This is a genomic window from Streptomyces virginiae, from assembly GCF_041432505.1.
GTDB lineage: Bacteria > Actinomycetota > Actinomycetes > Streptomycetales > Streptomycetaceae > Streptomyces > Streptomyces virginiae_A.
Window position 1 is genome coordinate 408,256 of record NZ_CP107871.1, and the last position, 16,265, is coordinate 424,520.

Genomic DNA, 16,265 nt, shown 5'->3' on the forward strand with positions numbered 1-16,265 from the left:
CGGCAGCGTCCGCAGGGGGGCGGATCCACGGCCCGCGCGCTATTCTCCGCGCCATGTTGATTGACATGGACATGCGGTTACGGGCGCGGTCTCGCGCCCTGGTGTGCCTCCTCGTGCTGGCCCTCCTGGGGACGGTGACCACGGCGGCCGCCGCGCCCCGCCCCGCGGCCCCCGCCACGACCACGGCCGCCGCGACCACGCCGCACACCGCGAGCCACGCCGGCGCCTCGGCGAGCGCCGCCGCCACCGCCCGCTGGGGCGACCGGCGGCTCGACGAGGTCGCCTTCCTGACCACCCACAACGCCTTCACCAACTACGAGGACTCCCGCTGGAGCTCGGTCAACCAGTCCGAGTCCGTACGCGCCCAGCTCGACAACGGCGTACGCGGCCTGAGCCTGGACACGCACTGGTACGAACGCAGCACCTGGCTGTGCATCATCAGCTTCGGCAGCGACTGCTACCCCAGCGACGTGTACCTGTGCCACGGCGACTGCAAGACCTTCGCCGGAGCCACCTACGCCCTGCCGCGCCAGACCTTCCACGGCACGATGCAGACCGTGGTGGACTTCCTCGCCACCCATCCGCAGGAGGTCGTGACCGTCTTCCTGGAGGACTACGTCGGCGCCGACCAGTTGCAGGCGTCCCTCGGCCGCGTCAACGGGCTGCAGAACATGCTCTTCCGGGCCGACGAATGGGGCGTACGGCAGCACGGCTGGCCCAAGATGGCCGATCTCGTCACCTCCGGCAAGCGGCTGCTGATCTTCTCCGACCGGTCCGACCGGGAGCAGCTGGGCGTCATGTACGACAGGTCCTGGACCGTGAGCAACTTCTGGAGCCTCGGGGACCTGGGCAACGACGTCTCGTGCGTCAGCCGCTGGGCCGACGTGCCGTTGGACCGTCAGGAGCCGGGATTTCGGCGCCTGTTCACGATGAGCCACCACCGCAATGTGCCCACCGTCCTCACGGCGGCCCTGGACAACGGCAACAAGCTACGGAACCGCATCGCCGAGCAGTGCCGGACGGCCACCGGGGGCCGCGATCCGAACTTCGTGTCCGTCGACTTCCACCGTCTGTCGGACGGGAGCGGTCACACGCCCGCCTCCATCGTCGCGGAGCTCAACGCCCGCCGCTGATCCGGCCGTCGGCCCACCGGCCGGGTGGATCGCCGCGTACGGCGCGGCCTGGCACACCCGGCCGGTCAGCCCGCCTTGCGCGCGCCCAGTTCCCGCCGCTCGTCCTCGGTCAGTCCGCCCCACACACCGTAGGGCTCCTGCACGCGCAGCGCGTGGCTCAGGCATTCCGTTCGCACCGGGCACAGCGCGCAGACCTCCTTGGCCTCCTGCTCCCGTGCGGTGCGTTCCTCGCCACGCTCCCCCGCCGGGTGGAAGAACCGGTCCGTACCGAGTGCCCGGCACGCCGCTTCCTCCTGCCACTCCCACCGGTGTTCCGCACGGCCCGGCAGACGTGCCACCTTCGTCATGTCCCCGCTCCCCTCATCCGCGTTCGTGTTCTCGTCCTTGTCCTTCTCCCTCACGCGTCTGACCCGGGTGCGCGTTTCGAAACACCGTCGGCGGGTGTGGCCGGGGCCGCGGCCGTGGAGACCCGGGGCAGGGCGTACGGGTGCTTCTCGGCCAGCCAGGCGACGAGCTGTTCGCGGACCGCGCAGCGGGCGGTCCACAGGTCGTCCGCGTCCTTCGCGGTGACGATCGCGCGCACCACGATGGCGCTGGGCGTGGTGTCGGTGACCGCCAGGTCCCAGCCGCGGCCGTCCCACGCCTCGCAACCGTCGAGGATCTCCTTGAGCTTCTCGCGCATCAGCGCGACGGGGGTGGTGTGGTCGCAGTGCAGGAAGACCGTGCCGGTCATCTGGATCCCGCCGCGCGACCAGTTCTCGAAGGGCCGCCCGGTGAAGTACGAGACGGGCATGGTGATGCGGCGTTCGTCCCAGGTGCGCACGGCCAGGAAGGTGAGCGTGATCTCCTCGACCACACCCCACTCGCCGGCCACCACGACCGTGTCGCCGATCCGCACCATGTCGCCGAAGGCGATCTGGAATCCGGCGAAGAGGTTGCCGAGGGTGGACTGGGCGGCCACGCCCGCGACGATGCCGATGATCCCGGCCGAGGCCAGGAGCGAGGTGCCGACGGCGCGCAGGTCGGGGAAGGTCAGCAGCATCGCGGCCGCCGCCACCACGACGACCACGGCGGTGACGATCCGCATGATGAGCGTCACCTGGGTGCGGACCCGGCGGACCCGGGAAGGATCGCGGGTGCCGTGCGCGTAGCGGGCGTACGAGGACTCGACCACGGCGGAGGTCACGAGGACCACGCACCACGCGCTCGCACCGATGAGGACGAGCGTCAGGGCCCTCCCCACCGCGGTCGCGTGCTCCTCCAGCGGCTGCCATCCGATCTGCCGGTACACGGCGCGCAACGTCGCCGCGAGCAGCAGGACGCGTACCGACGTGCGACAGCGGCGCAGCATGGTCCAGAGCGGTGTTTCGGGGTGACGGGCGGCCGCGCGTCGCAGCAGCAGGTCGGTGACCCGGCCCGCGGCGAAGGTGAGCACGATCGCGCCGCCGATGACGGCCGGCACTTGCAGAAGGCTGTTCATGACTCCTCTGGATGGGTCTGGGGGACGGGTCCCGTCGCACGTGCCCGGGGCACGCCGGGACAAACGGGGCGTCCGATTCCCGATGGTGGGTACAAGCGACCACGAGACGACATCCGAGGACGAGGTGAGTGCGCAGTGCAGACCATCGAACCGGACACCGGCGGGCCCGTATCGGACGCGCGGGAGCCGACCTTCACGCAGCTCCGCCGACTCACCCTGCGCGATGCCTGCCGGCAGGTCGCGCGGAGCCGCCGGTTCGCCCGCGAGGCACTGGCGGACTGGGGGTGGGACCGTGGGGACACCGCCGAGGACGCGGTCCTGGTCGTGTCGGAACTGGTCACCAACGCCAACCTGCACGCCGGCGGCTGCCACGAGCTGATGCTCCGCGCCGGAGACGTGTTCCGCGTCGAGGTCTACGACGGTCTGGGTGATCTTCCCCAACCGCTGCGGCCTGCGCGTTCGGCCCGCCCGGGCCGCCCGGGCGGGCACGGACTGCGCCTGGTGCACCGGCTCGCGGACCGCTGGGGCGTCCAGCCGGTCGGGCGCGGCAAGGTCGTCTGGGCCGAGATCGACGCCGAGCGCCTACGCACGGGCCGACCCGGGCCCCTCTGAACCCGACGGGCTTGTCGAGCGGGTTCGGACGGGCCCGGGTCGGGCGTACGTGGTCGGGCTCACACGGAGACTTCCGGGGTCAGCGGTGCAGCAGTTCCTCGCGCAGGGAGCCCAGCGTGCGGGTGAGCAGGCGGGACACCTGCATCTGGGAGAGGCCGATCTCCTCGCCGATCTCCGCCTGGGTCATCTCCTGGCCGAAGCGCAGCTCCAGGATCTGGGTGGAGCGCTCGTCGAGGTCGGCGAGCAGGGGCGCGAGGGCGTGCCGGTCCTCCACCGCCTCCAGGGCGGGGTCGATGTCACCCATGGTCTCGGCGAGGCTACGCGAGGTCCGCGCGGCCGTGGACGCCTGGGGGCCACCGGCGGCGCTGTCCTGGGGCACGTCGAGGGACTGGGTCGAGTACCCGTTCGCCGCGACCAGGCCCTGGCGGACCTCTTCCTCGGTGAGGTCCAGCCGCTCGGCGAGTTCCGCGGGCGTGGGCGCGCGGTCCGTCTCGGCGGTCAGCTCCTCCGTGGCCTTCGCCAGCTGCAGGCGCAGCTCCTGGAGGCGGCGCGGGACCCGTACGGCCCAGGTGGTGTCCCGGAAGTGGCGCTTGATCTCGCCCGTGATGTACGGCAGGGCGAGCGTGCTGAGCTGGGTGTTGCGCTCGGGGTCGTAGCGGTCGATGGCCTTGATCAGTCCGATGACGCCGACCTGCACGATGTCCTCGTTCTCGGGGCCGCCGGGGCGGTCACGGAACGGGCGGGCGGCGAACTGCACCAGTGAGATGTTCATCTCGATCAGGGTGTTGCGCACGTACTGGTACTCGCGGGTCCCCTCTTCGAGGCTCTGCAGCCGGTCGAAGAAGACACGGGTCAGCTCACGGGCGTCGCTGGTCGACAGTTCCCGCGGGCAGGGCACGTCCGGCAGCCCGCCGAGTGCGGGGGCTTCGCCGGTGCCACCGCCGGGGGCGGCGGTCGTCGGGATCGTCGTCGGGGTCATGGCCTCGGCCGTGGCCGTGTAGGTCATCGTCTTCGCTCCTTGGGCACGTGTGCTTGCGGTGCGGTGCGTCGCTCGAAAGCTCTGGTCAAGCGGAACTCTGCTTCCGCCTCCCCTGCACCCTGTCGGGGCAAGGGACAGACGTCAAGTAATACCGGAAAAACCGTTCGGGAATTGCATTTCGTGAGTCATCCCTCAAGAATGACGGGGTGGAGAGCGAGCACAGGGGTCCCCGTCGCAACGGCTGGACCTTCTTGACGAACCATGCCCGGGTTCTGATCGCCATCGCGCGCGACCCGGGCATCCGGCTGCGCGACATCGCGGTGGAGTGCGGGCTGACCGAGCGGACCGTGCAGGCGATCGTCACGGACCTGGAGGCGGACGGGTACCTCAGCAGGACCCGGGACGGGCGGCGCAACCGCTACGTCGTCGCCTCGGGCGCGCGTTTCCGTCACCCGGCGGAGGCCGACCACGAGATCGCCGGGCTGCTCGCCTACCTCACCGGCCCCCTGACCACCCCGACGTCACCGTCCGCGCCGGCCGCCGAGGTGGCGAACGACACACCCGGCCAGGTCTAGAGCCCGGTCGAGGGGACGATGACGGACGGCGAGTTGATCGTTGACCTGCGTGGTCGGCGGATCGAGACACTCGACGATTTCTGGGACGCGGTGAGCGGGCCCTGCGGGCCGGACACCATCAACACCCGAGGCATCGCGGACGTGATCGACAGCCATGACTTCCTTGTCGTGCACGTGGACGGGAGAGGGCTCTTCGACGGGAGTCGACGAGAAGGCCGAGCGCCGGCCGAAGTCTTCGACGCACCGCAGAACCGGCTGATCGTCCACACGGCAGCCTGACCGTCGAGACCCGAGGTCGGCGGGCCCGCTCGATCCGGCCCCGCGGGGCATCAGTGGTCAGATCGTGACCGGACCCTTGGCGGTGGCGAACTCCACCGAGACAAGGCCCGGTTCCTCGTCCTCGACCCAGGTGACGTCGATCTGGTCGAGGGGGTGGTCGGCCGGTTCGCCGAGGAATTCGGCGATGGAGGCGGCGTCGCCGGCGATGGAGACCCCGTGGATGGTGGTGGGGGTCCGCGGGTCCGCGCTCGGGCGCTCCTCGTTGGGGACCAACCACTGCAGGAAGTAGGGCAGTTGCGGGTCGTCCAGCAGTTCCAGCAGGCCGATCTGCTTCCACCTCAGGTCGAACCCGTCGGGCCGGACGCGGTGGCCCTCGGCCGCGGTGCGGCCGAGGCGGGCCTCGACCGGGGCCATGTCGTCGACGGAGACCACCCAACCGAGCCAGCCGCCGCCCTCGGCGGCGCGGCGCGCGACCGCCTGGCCGAAGGGTGCGCGGTCGGCGGCGGGGTGGTCGAGTGTGGTGACGACCTCGACGTAGGTGCCGCCGCTCAGCGGGAGAATGAAATTGCGCGTGCCGAATCGCGGGTGCACACCCCCGTCGACGAACCCGGCGCCGAGCGCCGATCCGATCCACTGAACGGTCGAAACGAAGCTGTCGCGGGCCACCGCATAGGACACGTGATCAAGTCGCACCGCGTCATCATCACCCGACGACCCACACAAATCCCGACGCCACGCACGCCACCGGGCCGCGTCCGCCGTGGATCCAGCCGTGGAGCGGATCGATCAGCCCTCTGCGCGGCGAGTGCTGCTGCCCCAGCATGACGATCCGGTATGAGGCACCAAGCGCACCGCACATCAGGGGCGTCCCAGGGACGGTCGTCCGAAGCGTACGGGGACCCCCGGCGAGTAGAGCACGCTCACGGGTGGCCCCGACGGGGCGGGCAGGCCCGCGGCGGCCACCAGGTTCTCGTCGTGGTCTAGGAGTTCGGCGCGGTGCAGCGGCCAGCGCGGGTGCGTGTTCGGGAGGTACAGCGGCCGACCGAGGAGCTCGGTGTGCATGCCCCAGCGCGCGGTCAGGAAGTGCTCCAGAGCCGTCGGTTCCGCGATGGGCCCACCCACGCGCACGGTGATCCGGCTGTGCGCGCCGCGCGGGCCGGGCCACCGCCGGCTGCCGGTGTACGTGAGCGTGTCACCGTCGCGACGGACCGTCATCCGGGACCAGACGTACGGGAGGCGGAACGCCGCCCGGCCGATGGCCACCGGGATCAGTCGCGAGGCGTCCAGGGAGCGGAAGACCACGGCGCGGCGGCCGCGGGCGTCGACGGAGTAGAGGCGGACGTTGGTCTCCGGGAAGGAGCCCAGGTAGGGGACGCCGGGCAGGCGGAACCAGCCGACCTTGTGCATGCGGAAGGCGATCAGGCCGACGTACGTGACGCCGTCCAGGGTGTCCGGTGCGGTGCCGGCCGGCAGCAGCGGGGCGACCTGGGCGGGGTCGACGGCCCAGTGCAGGAAGGCCAGGTCGAGCCAGGACTGGGTGAGCAGCGGGCGGTCCACCGGTTGCGGCGGGTCGGCCGCCACCGGCTCCGGGACCGCGGCGGGCGGTGGCGTCTGGCGCATTCGGTCAGTATTCCCCGCGCGCCCCGCGCCGACGCCGGCGACCCCGGCGACCGGGCGGTCCTGCCGGGCCTGGGGCTCAGGCGTCCACGGTCACGTTGACCCCGGGCCCACGTCGCGCGACGGCGTCGGCGTCGGCCTCGGCCTCGGCCTCGGCGGGAGGAGTCACCGGTACGCGGGGCTCCGCCCGGCGTGTGAGACGCCCGGCCAGCGGTTCGGTGTAGCGGGCGGTGAGCGGGCCGATGACGACGAGGAGCAGGACGTAGGCGGTGGCCAGCGGGCCGATCCTGGGTTCGACGCCCACGGCGAGGCCGGCGATGACGATGGAGAACTCACCCCGGGCGACGAGGGTGCCGCCGGCCCGCCAGCGGCCCTTGCCCTGGATCCCGGCGCGGCGGGCCGCGTACCAGCCGGTGGCGATCTTCGTGAGCGCGGTGGCGACGGCGAGGAGGAGGGCGGGGAGGAGGACCGGCGGAATGTCCGCGGGATCGGTGGACAGGCCGAAGAAGACGAAGAAGACGGCGGCGAACAGGTCCCGCAGCGGGGTGAGGAGGGTGGCGGCGCCCTCCGCGACCTCGCCGGAGAGGGCGATGCCGACGAGGAAGGCGCCCACGGCCGCGGAGACCTGGAGTTGCTGGGCGATCCCGGCGACGAGAAGGGTGAGGCCGAGGACGACGAGGAGCAGCATCTCGGCGTTGTCGGAGGAGACGGCGCGGCTGATCAGCCGTCCGTGGCGCAGGGCCACGTAGAGCACGGCGCCCACCGTGCCCAGGGAGATCAGGAGGGTGACCGTGCCTCCGGCCAGGCTCACTCCGGCGAGCAGGGCGGTGAGGATGGGCAGGTAGACGGCCATGGCGAGGTCCTCGATCACCAGGATGCCCAGGACGACGGGTGTTTCGCGGTTGCCGAGGCGGCCGAGGTCGCCTAGGACCTTGGCGATGACTCCCGAGGAGGAGATCCAGGTGACGCCGGCGAGGGCGACCGCGGCGACGGGGCCCCAGCCCAGCAGCAGCGCGGCGGCGGCTCCGGGCGCGGCGTTGAGGACGAAGTCGACGGCGCCCGACGGGTATTGGGTCTTGAGGTTGGTGACGAGTTCGGAGGCGCTGTATTCCAGACCGAGGAGGAGCAGGAGCAGGATGACGCCGATCTCGGCGCCGGTCCCGACGAACTCCTCGCTCGCCTGGAGCGGAAGGACGCCCCCGTGGCCGAAGGCGAGTCCGGCGAGCAGGTAGAGGGGTATGGGGGAGAATCCCACGCGCCCGGCGAGCCTGCCGAGCAGGCCCAGGGCGAGGATGATCGCTCCGAGTTCGATGAGCAGGGCGGTCGTGTGGTGCACGGGCGTCGGTCCTCCGGTCGGTTCGGTGACGGCGTCAGTGCCTTCTCGGGTGCGGGTGACCGGGCGCGGAGCACGGGCCCGGTGAGTGCCGTGCCGCGGGGCGGCAGGCGTGCGCGACCGCCCGGTCGGGGTCGGCGAAGGCATGACCGGGCCGGTCTCGGCGTACGGGTGAGCTGAGGTACGGCGCGCCGCTCACGGTCCTCGGAAGCGTCGGCTCGTGCGGGCGCCGTGGGAATCGGGCGATCGGCGGGAGCCGGCCATGCCGCGCGGGCCACCCAGCTCGTCGAGACGGTCGGGGCCGTCGGGGAAGAGGGCGCGCGGTGCGCGGGCGGGCGGGCGACGTCAGACGCGGGGAGCGGTGCGGCCGGTATCGGGCACGCTGTCGCGGGCCGTGTTGTCGATGCGGGCGACCCTCGCGCGGTGCGCGGGCGGCCGGTTCGGCGACCGGGTGGCCGGGAGCGCACGGGTAGCGGGGAGCGCACGGGTGGCGGGGAGCGTCAGGGCGTGGATGTCTCGACCCATGTCATGTCCCCCCGTTCGCACCGCCGTCCTGACCGAACGACAAACAGCCCCCAAGAATGAGCAGTTGCCCGCTCAATGGAGCGTAATGGCTCGGTAAAGAACATTACCGTATGACAGCCGCGCGGCGCTGTCTCCGCTCACTCGCGGCCGAGGATCCGCGCGGCGGCGTCGACGCCCTCGCGGGTGCCGATCACGATGAGGACGTCCCCGCCCGCCAGCCGGAAGTCCGGCGTCGGCGACGGGATCGCCACGGCGCGACGGAGCACGGCGACGACGGACGCGCCGGACTCGGTGCGCATCCGGGTCTCCCCCAACACCCTCCCGTTCCAACGGGCGTGCGAGGACAGCTCGATCCGCTCCGCGACGAGTCCCAGGTCCGTGGTCGAGAGCAGGCTGGGGCTGTGGTGGCACGGCATCAACGCGTCGATCAACGCGTCCGCCTCTCCCTCGCTCAACCTCACCGACAGCGCGGACGCGTCGGGGTCGTCACGGTGGTACGCGTTCAGGGTCCGCGCCCCGTCCCGGTGGGCCACCACCGAGAGACGGCGGTCCTCACGGGTGGTCAGGTCGTAGCGGACGCCGATGCCCGGCAACGGCGTTCTGCTCAGACGTGGAACGGGCACGGGAACCCCCGGTGTGTGCGGTGGCCGACGAAGCGGAGCCGCGAAGTCCCCGCTCCTGACGCCACTTTAGCGATGCTTCCCTCGCCTCGTCGGGGCCGGCGGTGCGGGGGGACGGTCGCCCGCACGGCGCCGAGCCCCTCATCCGGTGGGGCATCATCTCCGAGAGCCCCGACGGCGGGGCATCGCGCGAAGGAGGCGTCGCATGGTCGAGTGGAAACGGATCAGCACGGGCATGCGTCCCGTTCCCAGCCCTGCCGCGACCACCTCGGTCTGGGCCGCGGCGGCCGTCGCGGCCGTCGCCCTGGTCGCCGTGCTCAATCTCCTGGACGGACCCGACGACCCCACCGTCGACCTCCTGGCGCTGTCCCTCGCCGTGGCCGTGGTGAGTACCGGAGCCCGCCTCACCGCCGCCCCGGGGACCGCCCTGCTGTGCTGGCTCGTGCTCAACTTCTTCGCGACCGCGCCCGTCGGTGAGCTGAGCTGGGAGACCCCGTACGACGTCGTACGCCTGGTCTGCCTGCTCGCCGCGGCGGGCACGGGAACCGCCGTCGCCCGCCTCATCCACGCGCGCGCCGCGCACCGCCGACTCACACCGTAGGAGCCGCGCCGAGCCGCGCCGCGTCAGCCGGCGGGCGTGGCTCCGGAGGTCTTGCGCAGCACACCTATCTTGTCGATGCGGTGCTCGGGATTGCCCTGGGCGTCGCTCCAGAAGTTGCCCTCGGCGTGGTCCTCGGGCGTCGCGCAGGTCGAGATCGTGATCATGGCCTGGGTGGGAGCCGCCCCGGGCTTCCCGGGCACCTCGGCCCGCTGTTCGCCCAGTGAGCGCTCCGACCGGAAGGATGTCTTTCGGGTCTCGGTGATCTCGTAGGTGTACACCACCGCCCCCACGGTCACCTGGACCGTGTCACCCGGCGCGACGGCGGGCAGCCGCCCGAGCGGGCCACCGGCCGACAGACGGTGCGCGGTGATCAGGAAATTGCCCACCTGCCCCGGCCCGACCCCGCCCCGCTTCCCGTACGGGCTGGCCGCCACACCGAGGTCCTGGATACGGGTCCCCGGCACGTCGTCGGTGGTGCCCTCGTACGGGACCACGCGCAGCCCGGTGACACCCGCGGCGGGTATGGACAGCGTGGACTCCACGGGCGCGGGAGTGGGAGCGGCGGCGGATGCCGGTGCGGATGCGGCGGCGCGGGTGACCACCGCCGCGGGCGTGGCGGCCGCGGCGGAGGTGGACACCGCCGCACCGGCGGCCGTCGAGGGCGTGCACGCCACCAGCAGGGCGGTCGCGACACCGGCCAGGACGGCGGGGACGGCTCGGTACGGGAACGGCAAGGACATGGGCATTTTCCGTGTCGGTCGATCGGCCGGGGCGGGCGCGGGCCCGGGTGGGTGGACCCGATACGCCCGGCCAGAGTGACATACGGAGCAAGAGGTTCATAAGGGTCCGGCGCTGTGACCTCGCTCCCGACGGTGGGGGCCTTCGATTCAACCGATCCAACCGATTCGAAAGTCACGGGAACTTCTTCGTGTCCCGCCGCGACTACCTCGCCGGAGGGAGTGCCGTCCCGGCTCCGGCACGGCCTGATCGGCACCCCGTCCGTCTGGAACCGTGTACAAGAATCCGGAGTGACGATGACGGACCGGCCCCCGTACCCGACCCTGGTGATCGCCGCAGTGAAGCGGTGGGCGCCGCCGCCCGCACTCGCCGGCTTCGTGGCGCTGCTCATAGTGATGTTCGGCGCCGCGTACGCGGTGGGGGCGAGCGCCGGCCCCGTGGCCCCGGGCATGCGGTCCACCGAGGTCGAGAGCCCCGGATTCGTCGGGGATCTGGGACGGCCGCACGGGCACACCGGCGGCACGGGTGGCACGCGGTGACGGCCGAGCGGACGGAGGTGGTGGCCACCACCGATCTGGTGGTCGGCGGGATGACCTGCGCGGCCTGCGTCACCCGTGTCGAGAAGCGGCTGGCGAGGATCGAGGGGGTGAGCGCCACGGTCAACCTCGCCACCGGACGGGCCAGGGTGCTGCACCCGTCGTACGTGACGACCGACGACCTCGTCGCGGTGGTCGAGCGGGCGGGCTACCGGGCCCAGGTGCCGACGCCGCCGGAGTTCGAGGAGGACCGGGCGCGGTCGGAGCGGGCCGAGGGCTCCCCCGGTGGCGAGGAGGTGCGGCGGCTGCTGATCACGGCCCTGCTGTCCGTGCCGGTGCTGGTGCTGTCGATGGTGCCCGCCCTGCAGTTCCGCAACTGGCAGTGGCTGTGTTTCGTCCTGGCCGCGCCGGTCGCCGTCTGGGGCTCGCTGCCGTTCCACACCCGTGCGGTACGGGGGCTGCGGCACGCGGCGGCGACGATGGACACGCTGGTGTCGCTGGGCGTGGTCGCTTCCTTCTCCTGGTCGGCGTACGCGTTGTTCCTGGGTGGGGCGGGCGATCCGGGGATGCGGATGCCGTTCAGTCTGCTGCCCTCGGCCGGCGACGGAGTGGCCCACATCTATCTGGAGGCGGCGGTCGGGGTCCCGCTGTTCGTGCTGACCGGACGCTTCCTCGAATCCCGGGCCCGCCGCGGGACCGGGGAGGCACTGCACTCGCTCGCCGGGCTGGCCGCCAAGGAGGTGACCGTACGGGAGGACGGCCACGAACGACTCGTCCCGATCGGGCAGTTGAGGGTGGGGCAGGAGTTCGTCGTCCGGCCGGGCGAGCGGGTCGCGACGGACGGGGTGGTGGCTTCCGGCGGTTCGGCCGTCGACCTTTCCCTGGTCACCGGTGAGAGCGAGCCCGTCGAGGTGGGCCCCGGCCGGGCGGTGGTCGGCGGTGCGGTGAACGCGGGCGGTCTGCTGCTCGTCCGGGCCACCGCGGTCGGGGCGGACACCCAGCTCGCCCGGATCACCCGCATGGTCACCGAGGCGCAGGCCGGAAAGGCCCGGGCCCAGCGGCTGGCCGACACGGTGGCGGGAGTCTTCGTGCCGGTGGTGCTGGCGCTGGCCGTCACCGTTCTCGGCTTCTGGCTCGGCGCCGGGGCCGATCCGCAAGCGGCCGTCACGGCCTGTGTGGCCGTCCTGGTGGTGGCCTGTCCCTGTGCGCTGGGGCTGGCGACGCCCACCGCCCTGCTGACGGCCACCGGCCGGGGCGCGCAGCTGGGTCTGCTGGTCAGCGGTCCGCGGGCGCTGGAGACCCTGCGGCACGTCGACACGGTGGTCCTCGACAAGACGGGCACGCTGACGACCGGCCACATGACCGTCGCGCGCGTGACGGCGGTACCGCACGGGATCGGCGGGGAGCGGGCCCTGTGGCTGGCCGCGGCGGTGGAACAGGGCTCCGAGCATCCGCTGGGCCGCGCCGTGGTCGCGTACTGCCGGCAGGAGGCGTACGACCGGCCGCTCGGCGAGGTGACCGACTTCCGCGCCACCGCGGGTATCGGGGTGACCGGGCTCGTGGAGGGTCACCGCGTGGAGGTCTGCGCCGCCGGCGCGGACCTGCATCCGTCGCTGGACCGGGCCCTGGCGGAGGCCGAGGCGGCCGCGCACACACCGGTCCTGGTCCGGGTGGACGGCGCCGACCAGGCCCTGATCTCCCTCGGGGACGTCCTGCGTCCCGGCAGCTACCGGGCCGTCGACCGGCTGCGGCGCCTGGGGGTGGAGCCGGTACTGGCCACCGGCGACCGCGAGGCCACCGCGTCCCGGGTCGCCGCCGCGCTCGGCATCACGGACGTGCGCGCGCACTGCTCCCCCGAGGACAAGGCGCGGCTCGTACGGGAGTTGCGCGGTCAGGGGCGCCGGGTCGCGGTGATCGGCGACGGGGTGAACGACGCCGGGGCCCTGGCCGGGGCCGATCTCGGCATCGCCATGGGGAGCGGAACGGACGTGGCCATCGGCGCGGCCGACGTCACGCTGGTACGCGGCGACATCGAGGCGGTCGCCGACGCCGTCGAGCTGGCCAGGCGGACCCTCGGGACGATCCGGACCAACCTCGTCTGGGCGTTCGGGTACAACGTGGTCACCGTGCCGCTCGCCGCGGTGGGGCTGCTCAACCCGATGGTCGCGGCCGCCGCGATGTCGGTGAGTTCCCTGATGGTGGTGGCCAACAGTCTCCGGTTGCGTACGTGGCAGCCGGCGCCGCAATCACACCGGGCGGGCATGCACAGCCGAACGAGAGGTACGGGGCGATGACGCGTTCACCTTCGGAGCGGTCCCCGGGCAGCTGGTTCCCGACCCGGCTACGCGCGCGCAAGGGGCTGCGCGCCGCGCTCGTGCCGGTGGTCGCCTGCTCGGTCGCGCTGGCCGGACTGACGGCCTGGACCTCCTCCGGCGCCGCGGGCAGCCCACCCCGGATCGCCGCCGGGAACGGCCGTGTCCTGCTGCCCCAGGGCAGCAGCCGGGAGACGGCCGCCTTCTTCGACATCACCAACATCGGTGGTTCGGAGGACCGGTTGACCGAGGTGACGTCACCCGGGGTCGAGGAGGCCCTGCTCAGCCGGCGCGAACGCACCGGGCTCGGGGCCGACCTCGTCCGGGCGACGGATTCGGTGCGGGTGCCGGCGGGTGGCACCGTCACCATGTCCCCCTTCGACCTGAGCGTCACGACCAGGGCGAAGGAAATGGGCTGGCAGGCGGGCGACATCGTGCCGTTCGTCCTCCACTTCCGCTACAGCGCACCGATCGAGGTGGTGGCGGTGGTGGTCCGGCCCGGCACCTGACCTCGGGTACCCGCGGGCGTTCCGGCGCCGACCGCTGCGATCGTGTGTCGCATGGGCGAACCGGTGGAGCAGGTCGATGAGCGGGACCGCGTGGTGGCGGTCGTGGACCGCGCGGAGGCGATCCGGGAGCGCCGGCTGCACCGCGTCGCGACGATCGTGTGCCGCGACGGCGACGGACGGATCCTCGTGCACCGTCGACCGGACCACGCGTCCCGCTTCCCAGGGCAGTACAACTGGATGCTCGGTGGCGCCGTCGAGGTCGGCGAGTCCTACGAGGAAGCCGCCGCCCGGGAACTCGCGGAGGAGCTCGGGGTACGGGCCGCGCCCCGCTTCGTGCTCAAGTTCCTGTGCGACGGCGCGATCAGCCCCTACTGGCTGGGCCTTCACGAAGCCGTGGTCACGACACCGGTTCGGCCCGATCCGGGGGAGGTCGCCTGGTTCGACTGGCTGACGGAGCCCGAACTCGACGACCTCGTGCGCGGCTCCGGGTTCGTCCCGGACGCCCGCGAGGCGTTCGACCGGTACCGCGCCCTGGGGAGCGCGCGCCGCCCCTGAGGCGGGGGTGTCGTCGGTCCGGCGCACAGGCCGCCGGGGTGGTCCGCATCGATCCGGTGCGACCGGGTAGTCGCGCGGGGACAGCACGGCCGTCGTCCGGTCCGCCGCGTACCGCGTGACACCGCGTGACACCGCGTGACACCGCGTGGCGGACGGTCGGCGCCGTGACCGCCACCGAGCCGAGGTGTTGCCCATGCACGCCCTTCCCGACGACCCGGTACCGCCCACCCCCACCCCGACGCCCGGGCCCGGTCCCGGCGGCCCCGATCCGGTACCGCCGGAGCCGCCCCGTCCCGAGCCCGACCCCTGGCCGGAGCCCGCCCCCGGGCCCGATCCCCTGCCTCCGCCCGGCCCACTGCCCGGGCCGGTACCGGCTCCCGCGCCGGTGTCCACGCCGAGGGCCTGAGACGCGCCCCTCCCGCCCCCTCATTCACGGAGAGTGACGTACGGCCACGGCATGCACAGCTTCAACCCGGCGGTAGGGGGTATGTGGCTTGGAGGGAACTCCCCGAGGAGGCGACATGCCTGCCACTCTCCGTACCGAGGCCGGCTCCGCGTCGCTGCGGGACGTTCGCGAGATCCGCGATCCGCAGTCCGTGAGCACCGCAGAGGCACACGACCTGTCGGTCACCCTCTTCCGGCGGCTGCGTGAACTGGACGAGGGGACCGCAGAGTACTCGTACGTGCGCAACACCCTGGTCGAACTGAATCTGAGCATGGTCAAGTACGCGGCCACGCGCGTCCGCCACGTCGGCGCACCGTGGGAGGACATCATCCAGGTCGGCACGATCGGCCTGATCAAGGCCATCAACAGGTTCGATCCGGAGCGCGGCTTCGAGTTCATGTCGTTCGCCCTGCCCACCATCGTGGGGGAGATCAAGCGGTACTTCCGCGACACGACCTGGGCCGTCCGCGTACCGCGCCGGCTGCAGGAGTTGCGCATCGACCTGGCCAAGGCGAACGACGCCCTGGAGCAGGAGCTGGGGCACGCTCCCCGGGCGCAGGAACTCGCCGACCGGCTGGACATCACGGTGGAGGAGGTCTGCGAGGGTCGGCTCGCGGCCAACGGCTTCAGCAGCCTGTCCCTCGACGCCCCCATGACGGCGGAGGACGACGAGCCGCCCGGTGTGTCGGCGCGCAGCCTCGGCGTCGAGGAGGGCGGGTACGAAACCGTCGAGGACCTGGAATCGCTGAAACCGCTGATGGGACAGCTGTCCGAACGGGACCGGACCATACTCGCCCTGCGTTTCGGGGAGGAGCTGACCCAGGCCGAGATCGGCGAGCGCCTGGGCATGTCCCAGATGCACGTGTCCCGGCTGCTGGCCCGCATCCTGGGCCGGCTGCGGGAGGGTCTGCTCGCCGAGGAGCCGCGGGCCGAGGTGGCATGAGACGGTTCCCTTCCGCACAGGACGCACGGGACGGGCAGGCATACAGCGCCGGAACCCGGGCAGGTGCAGCAGTGCACGACGGAAGGGTGATGCCGGATGGTCCCGGAAGCGAAGAGTGAACGCTTCACCGTCGCGGTCCAGGCCGTGGACGGAGCCGTGGTCCTCGCGCTCGCGGGGGAACTGGACCACGACACGGCACAGCCGCTGAGGGACGCGCTGGACGGGGCTCTCGCCCCGGGGCGTCGGCTTTTGGTCGATCTGGCAGGGCTCGGATTCTGTGACTCCACGGGACTGAACGTGCTGCTGAACACGCGCCTCGCGGCTCAGGAGACGGGAGCCACCCTGGAACTGGTCGGCCTGCACGGACCCGTCGCCCGCATGTTCCGGATCACCGGTGCGGACGGTGTGTTCCCCGTCCACTCCGACGTGGGGGAAGCCCTGAGGACGACACACGGCGGAGGAGCCTGAGCGTC

At 72.4% G+C, this 16,265-nt stretch carries 20 protein-coding genes; 11 read left to right on the forward strand and 9 right to left on the reverse strand.

Going from position 1 to position 16,265, the window contains the following annotated elements; all coding sequences use genetic code 11:
- Positions 1–53 precede the first annotated feature (53 nt).
- On the forward strand, positions 54–1,133 hold the full coding sequence (locus OG624_RS01940) for a PI-PLC domain-containing protein (RefSeq protein ID WP_158711947.1): 1,080 nt from the start codon (positions 54–56) through the stop codon (positions 1,131–1,133).
- A gap of 65 nt (positions 1,134–1,198) precedes the next feature.
- Here OG624_RS01940 and OG624_RS01945 read toward each other — a convergent pair whose 3' ends face one another.
- The gene (locus OG624_RS01945) at positions 1,199–1,480 is read right to left on the reverse strand and encodes a WhiB family transcriptional regulator (RefSeq protein WP_033225450.1); all 282 of its coding nucleotides are present in this window, start codon (positions 1,478–1,480) and stop codon (positions 1,199–1,201) included.
- Positions 1,481–1,530: 50 nt separating this feature from the next.
- The gene (locus tag OG624_RS01950) at positions 1,531–2,613 is read right to left on the reverse strand and encodes a mechanosensitive ion channel family protein (protein ID WP_051763803.1); all 1,083 of its coding nucleotides are present in this window, start codon (positions 2,611–2,613) and stop codon (positions 1,531–1,533) included.
- Positions 2,614–2,748: 135 nt separating this feature from the next.
- Here OG624_RS01950 and OG624_RS01955 point away from each other — a divergent pair, with 135 nt between their 5' ends.
- Positions 2,749–3,225, forward strand: a complete 477-nt coding sequence (locus OG624_RS01955) for an ATP-binding protein (RefSeq protein ID WP_033225371.1) — start codon at positions 2,749–2,751, stop codon at positions 3,223–3,225.
- Positions 3,226–3,304: 79 nt separating this feature from the next.
- Here OG624_RS01955 and OG624_RS01960 read toward each other — a convergent pair whose 3' ends face one another.
- Positions 3,305–4,231 (reverse strand): SigB/SigF/SigG family RNA polymerase sigma factor, encoded by a 927-nt coding sequence (locus OG624_RS01960; RefSeq protein ID WP_266355992.1) that lies wholly within the window; start codon positions 4,229–4,231, stop codon positions 3,305–3,307.
- 224 nt (positions 4,232–4,455) lie between these two features.
- Here OG624_RS01960 and OG624_RS01965 point away from each other — a divergent pair, with 224 nt between their 5' ends.
- Both OG624_RS01965 and OG624_RS01970 read left to right on the forward strand, forming a co-directional pair.
- Positions 4,456–4,779 (forward strand): helix-turn-helix transcriptional regulator, encoded by a 324-nt coding sequence (locus OG624_RS01965; protein ID WP_371591992.1) that lies wholly within the window; start codon positions 4,456–4,458, stop codon positions 4,777–4,779.
- Positions 4,780–4,797: 18 nt separating this feature from the next.
- Positions 4,798–5,058 (forward strand): hypothetical protein, encoded by a 261-nt coding sequence (locus OG624_RS01970; RefSeq protein ID WP_326746850.1) that lies wholly within the window; start codon positions 4,798–4,800, stop codon positions 5,056–5,058.
- Positions 5,059–5,115: 57 nt separating this feature from the next.
- Here OG624_RS01970 and OG624_RS01975 read toward each other — a convergent pair whose 3' ends face one another.
- From OG624_RS01975 to OG624_RS01995, 5 genes are all read right to left on the reverse strand, one after another.
- On the reverse strand, positions 5,116–5,751 hold the full coding sequence (locus tag OG624_RS01975; protein ID WP_033225367.1) for a VOC family protein: 636 nt from the start codon (positions 5,749–5,751) through the stop codon (positions 5,116–5,118).
- Between the two features lie 165 nt (positions 5,752–5,916).
- Entirely contained in the window at positions 5,917–6,678 is a 762-nt protein-coding gene (locus OG624_RS01980; protein WP_033225366.1) for a YqjF family protein, read from the reverse strand.
- 76 nt (positions 6,679–6,754) lie between these two features.
- Positions 6,755–8,011 carry a cation:proton antiporter gene (locus tag OG624_RS01985; protein ID WP_051763801.1) on the reverse strand — a complete coding sequence of 419 codons (1,257 nt, stop codon included), beginning with the start codon at positions 8,009–8,011 and terminating at the stop codon, positions 6,755–6,757.
- Between the two features lie 342 nt (positions 8,012–8,353).
- Positions 8,354–8,533 (reverse strand): hypothetical protein, encoded by a 180-nt coding sequence (locus OG624_RS01990; RefSeq protein ID WP_158711946.1) that lies wholly within the window; start codon positions 8,531–8,533, stop codon positions 8,354–8,356.
- Between the two features lie 137 nt (positions 8,534–8,670).
- Positions 8,671–9,156 carry a cation:proton antiporter regulatory subunit gene (locus tag OG624_RS01995; RefSeq protein WP_078909638.1) on the reverse strand — a complete coding sequence of 162 codons (486 nt, stop codon included), beginning with the start codon at positions 9,154–9,156 and terminating at the stop codon, positions 8,671–8,673.
- 202 nt (positions 9,157–9,358) lie between these two features.
- Here OG624_RS01995 and OG624_RS02000 point away from each other — a divergent pair, with 202 nt between their 5' ends.
- Complete coding sequence (locus tag OG624_RS02000; protein WP_033225364.1) at positions 9,359–9,754, forward strand: DUF4118 domain-containing protein; 396 nt, start codon at positions 9,359–9,361, stop codon at positions 9,752–9,754.
- Between the two features lie 23 nt (positions 9,755–9,777).
- Here OG624_RS02000 and OG624_RS02005 read toward each other — a convergent pair whose 3' ends face one another.
- Positions 9,778–10,494 carry a class E sortase gene (locus OG624_RS02005; RefSeq protein ID WP_371638941.1) on the reverse strand — a complete coding sequence of 239 codons (717 nt, stop codon included), beginning with the start codon at positions 10,492–10,494 and terminating at the stop codon, positions 9,778–9,780.
- 294 nt (positions 10,495–10,788) lie between these two features.
- On the opposite strand from OG624_RS02005, the gene OG624_RS02010 reads away from it, so the two are divergent.
- The 6 genes from OG624_RS02010 to OG624_RS02035 all read left to right on the forward strand — a co-directional run bounded on the left by OG624_RS02010 (position 10,789) and on the right by OG624_RS02035 (position 16,260).
- Positions 10,789–11,031 carry a hypothetical protein gene (locus OG624_RS02010; protein WP_051763819.1) on the forward strand — a complete coding sequence of 81 codons (243 nt, stop codon included), beginning with the start codon at positions 10,789–10,791 and terminating at the stop codon, positions 11,029–11,031.
- Positions 11,032–11,081: 50 nt separating this feature from the next.
- Complete coding sequence (locus tag OG624_RS02015) at positions 11,082–13,322, forward strand: heavy metal translocating P-type ATPase (RefSeq protein WP_371640818.1); 2,241 nt, start codon at positions 11,082–11,084, stop codon at positions 13,320–13,322.
- Entirely contained in the window at positions 13,319–13,849 is a 531-nt protein-coding gene (locus tag OG624_RS02020; RefSeq protein ID WP_033225358.1) for a copper chaperone PCu(A)C, read from the forward strand. The genes OG624_RS02015 and OG624_RS02020 overlap by 4 nt, the downstream gene beginning before the upstream one ends.
- A 51-nt stretch (positions 13,850–13,900) precedes the next feature.
- Positions 13,901–14,404: an NUDIX hydrolase gene (locus tag OG624_RS02025; protein ID WP_033225356.1), complete on the forward strand. Its 504-nt coding sequence runs from the start codon at positions 13,901–13,903 to the stop codon at positions 14,402–14,404.
- A gap of 521 nt (positions 14,405–14,925) precedes the next feature.
- Entirely contained in the window at positions 14,926–15,792 is an 867-nt protein-coding gene (locus tag OG624_RS02030; RefSeq protein ID WP_033225354.1) for a SigB/SigF/SigG family RNA polymerase sigma factor, read from the forward strand.
- Positions 15,793–15,888: 96 nt separating this feature from the next.
- Positions 15,889–16,260: an STAS domain-containing protein gene (locus OG624_RS02035; RefSeq protein ID WP_033225352.1), complete on the forward strand. Its 372-nt coding sequence runs from the start codon at positions 15,889–15,891 to the stop codon at positions 16,258–16,260.
- The last annotated feature ends 5 nt before the right edge of the window (positions 16,261–16,265 follow it).

Bases quoted from the DNA above. Each gene is read 5' to 3' on its own strand.
- OG624_RS01940 (WP_158711947.1), top strand. From the start codon at position 54: ATGTTGATTGACATGGACATGCGGTTACGGGCGCGGTCTCGCGCCCTG.
- OG624_RS01945 (WP_033225450.1), bottom strand. From the start codon at position 1,480: ATGACGAAGGTGGCACGTCTGCCGGGCCGTGCGGAACACCGGTGGGAG.
- OG624_RS01950 (WP_051763803.1), bottom strand. From the start codon at position 2,613: ATGAACAGCCTTCTGCAAGTGCCGGCCGTCATCGGCGGCGCGATCGTG.
- OG624_RS01960 (WP_266355992.1), bottom strand. From the start codon at position 4,231: ATGACCTACACGGCCACGGCCGAGGCCATGACCCCGACGACGATCCCG.
- OG624_RS01970 (WP_326746850.1), top strand. From the start codon at position 4,798: ATGACGGACGGCGAGTTGATCGTTGACCTGCGTGGTCGGCGGATCGAG.
- OG624_RS01980 (WP_033225366.1), bottom strand. From the start codon at position 6,678: ATGCGCCAGACGCCACCGCCCGCCGCGGTCCCGGAGCCGGTGGCGGCC.
- OG624_RS01990 (WP_158711946.1), bottom strand. From the start codon at position 8,533: ATGGGTCGAGACATCCACGCCCTGACGCTCCCCGCCACCCGTGCGCTC.
- OG624_RS02000 (WP_033225364.1), top strand. From the start codon at position 9,359: ATGGTCGAGTGGAAACGGATCAGCACGGGCATGCGTCCCGTTCCCAGC.
- OG624_RS02005 (WP_371638941.1), bottom strand. From the start codon at position 10,494: ATGTCCTTGCCGTTCCCGTACCGAGCCGTCCCCGCCGTCCTGGCCGGT.
- OG624_RS02010 (WP_051763819.1), top strand. From the start codon at position 10,789: ATGACGGACCGGCCCCCGTACCCGACCCTGGTGATCGCCGCAGTGAAG.
- OG624_RS02015 (WP_371640818.1), top strand. From the start codon at position 11,082: ATGACCTGCGCGGCCTGCGTCACCCGTGTCGAGAAGCGGCTGGCGAGG.
- OG624_RS02020 (WP_033225358.1), top strand. From the start codon at position 13,319: ATGACGCGTTCACCTTCGGAGCGGTCCCCGGGCAGCTGGTTCCCGACC.
- OG624_RS02025 (WP_033225356.1), top strand. From the start codon at position 13,901: ATGGGCGAACCGGTGGAGCAGGTCGATGAGCGGGACCGCGTGGTGGCG.
- OG624_RS02030 (WP_033225354.1), top strand. From the start codon at position 14,926: ATGCCTGCCACTCTCCGTACCGAGGCCGGCTCCGCGTCGCTGCGGGAC.
- OG624_RS02035 (WP_033225352.1), top strand. From the start codon at position 15,889: ATGGTCCCGGAAGCGAAGAGTGAACGCTTCACCGTCGCGGTCCAGGCC.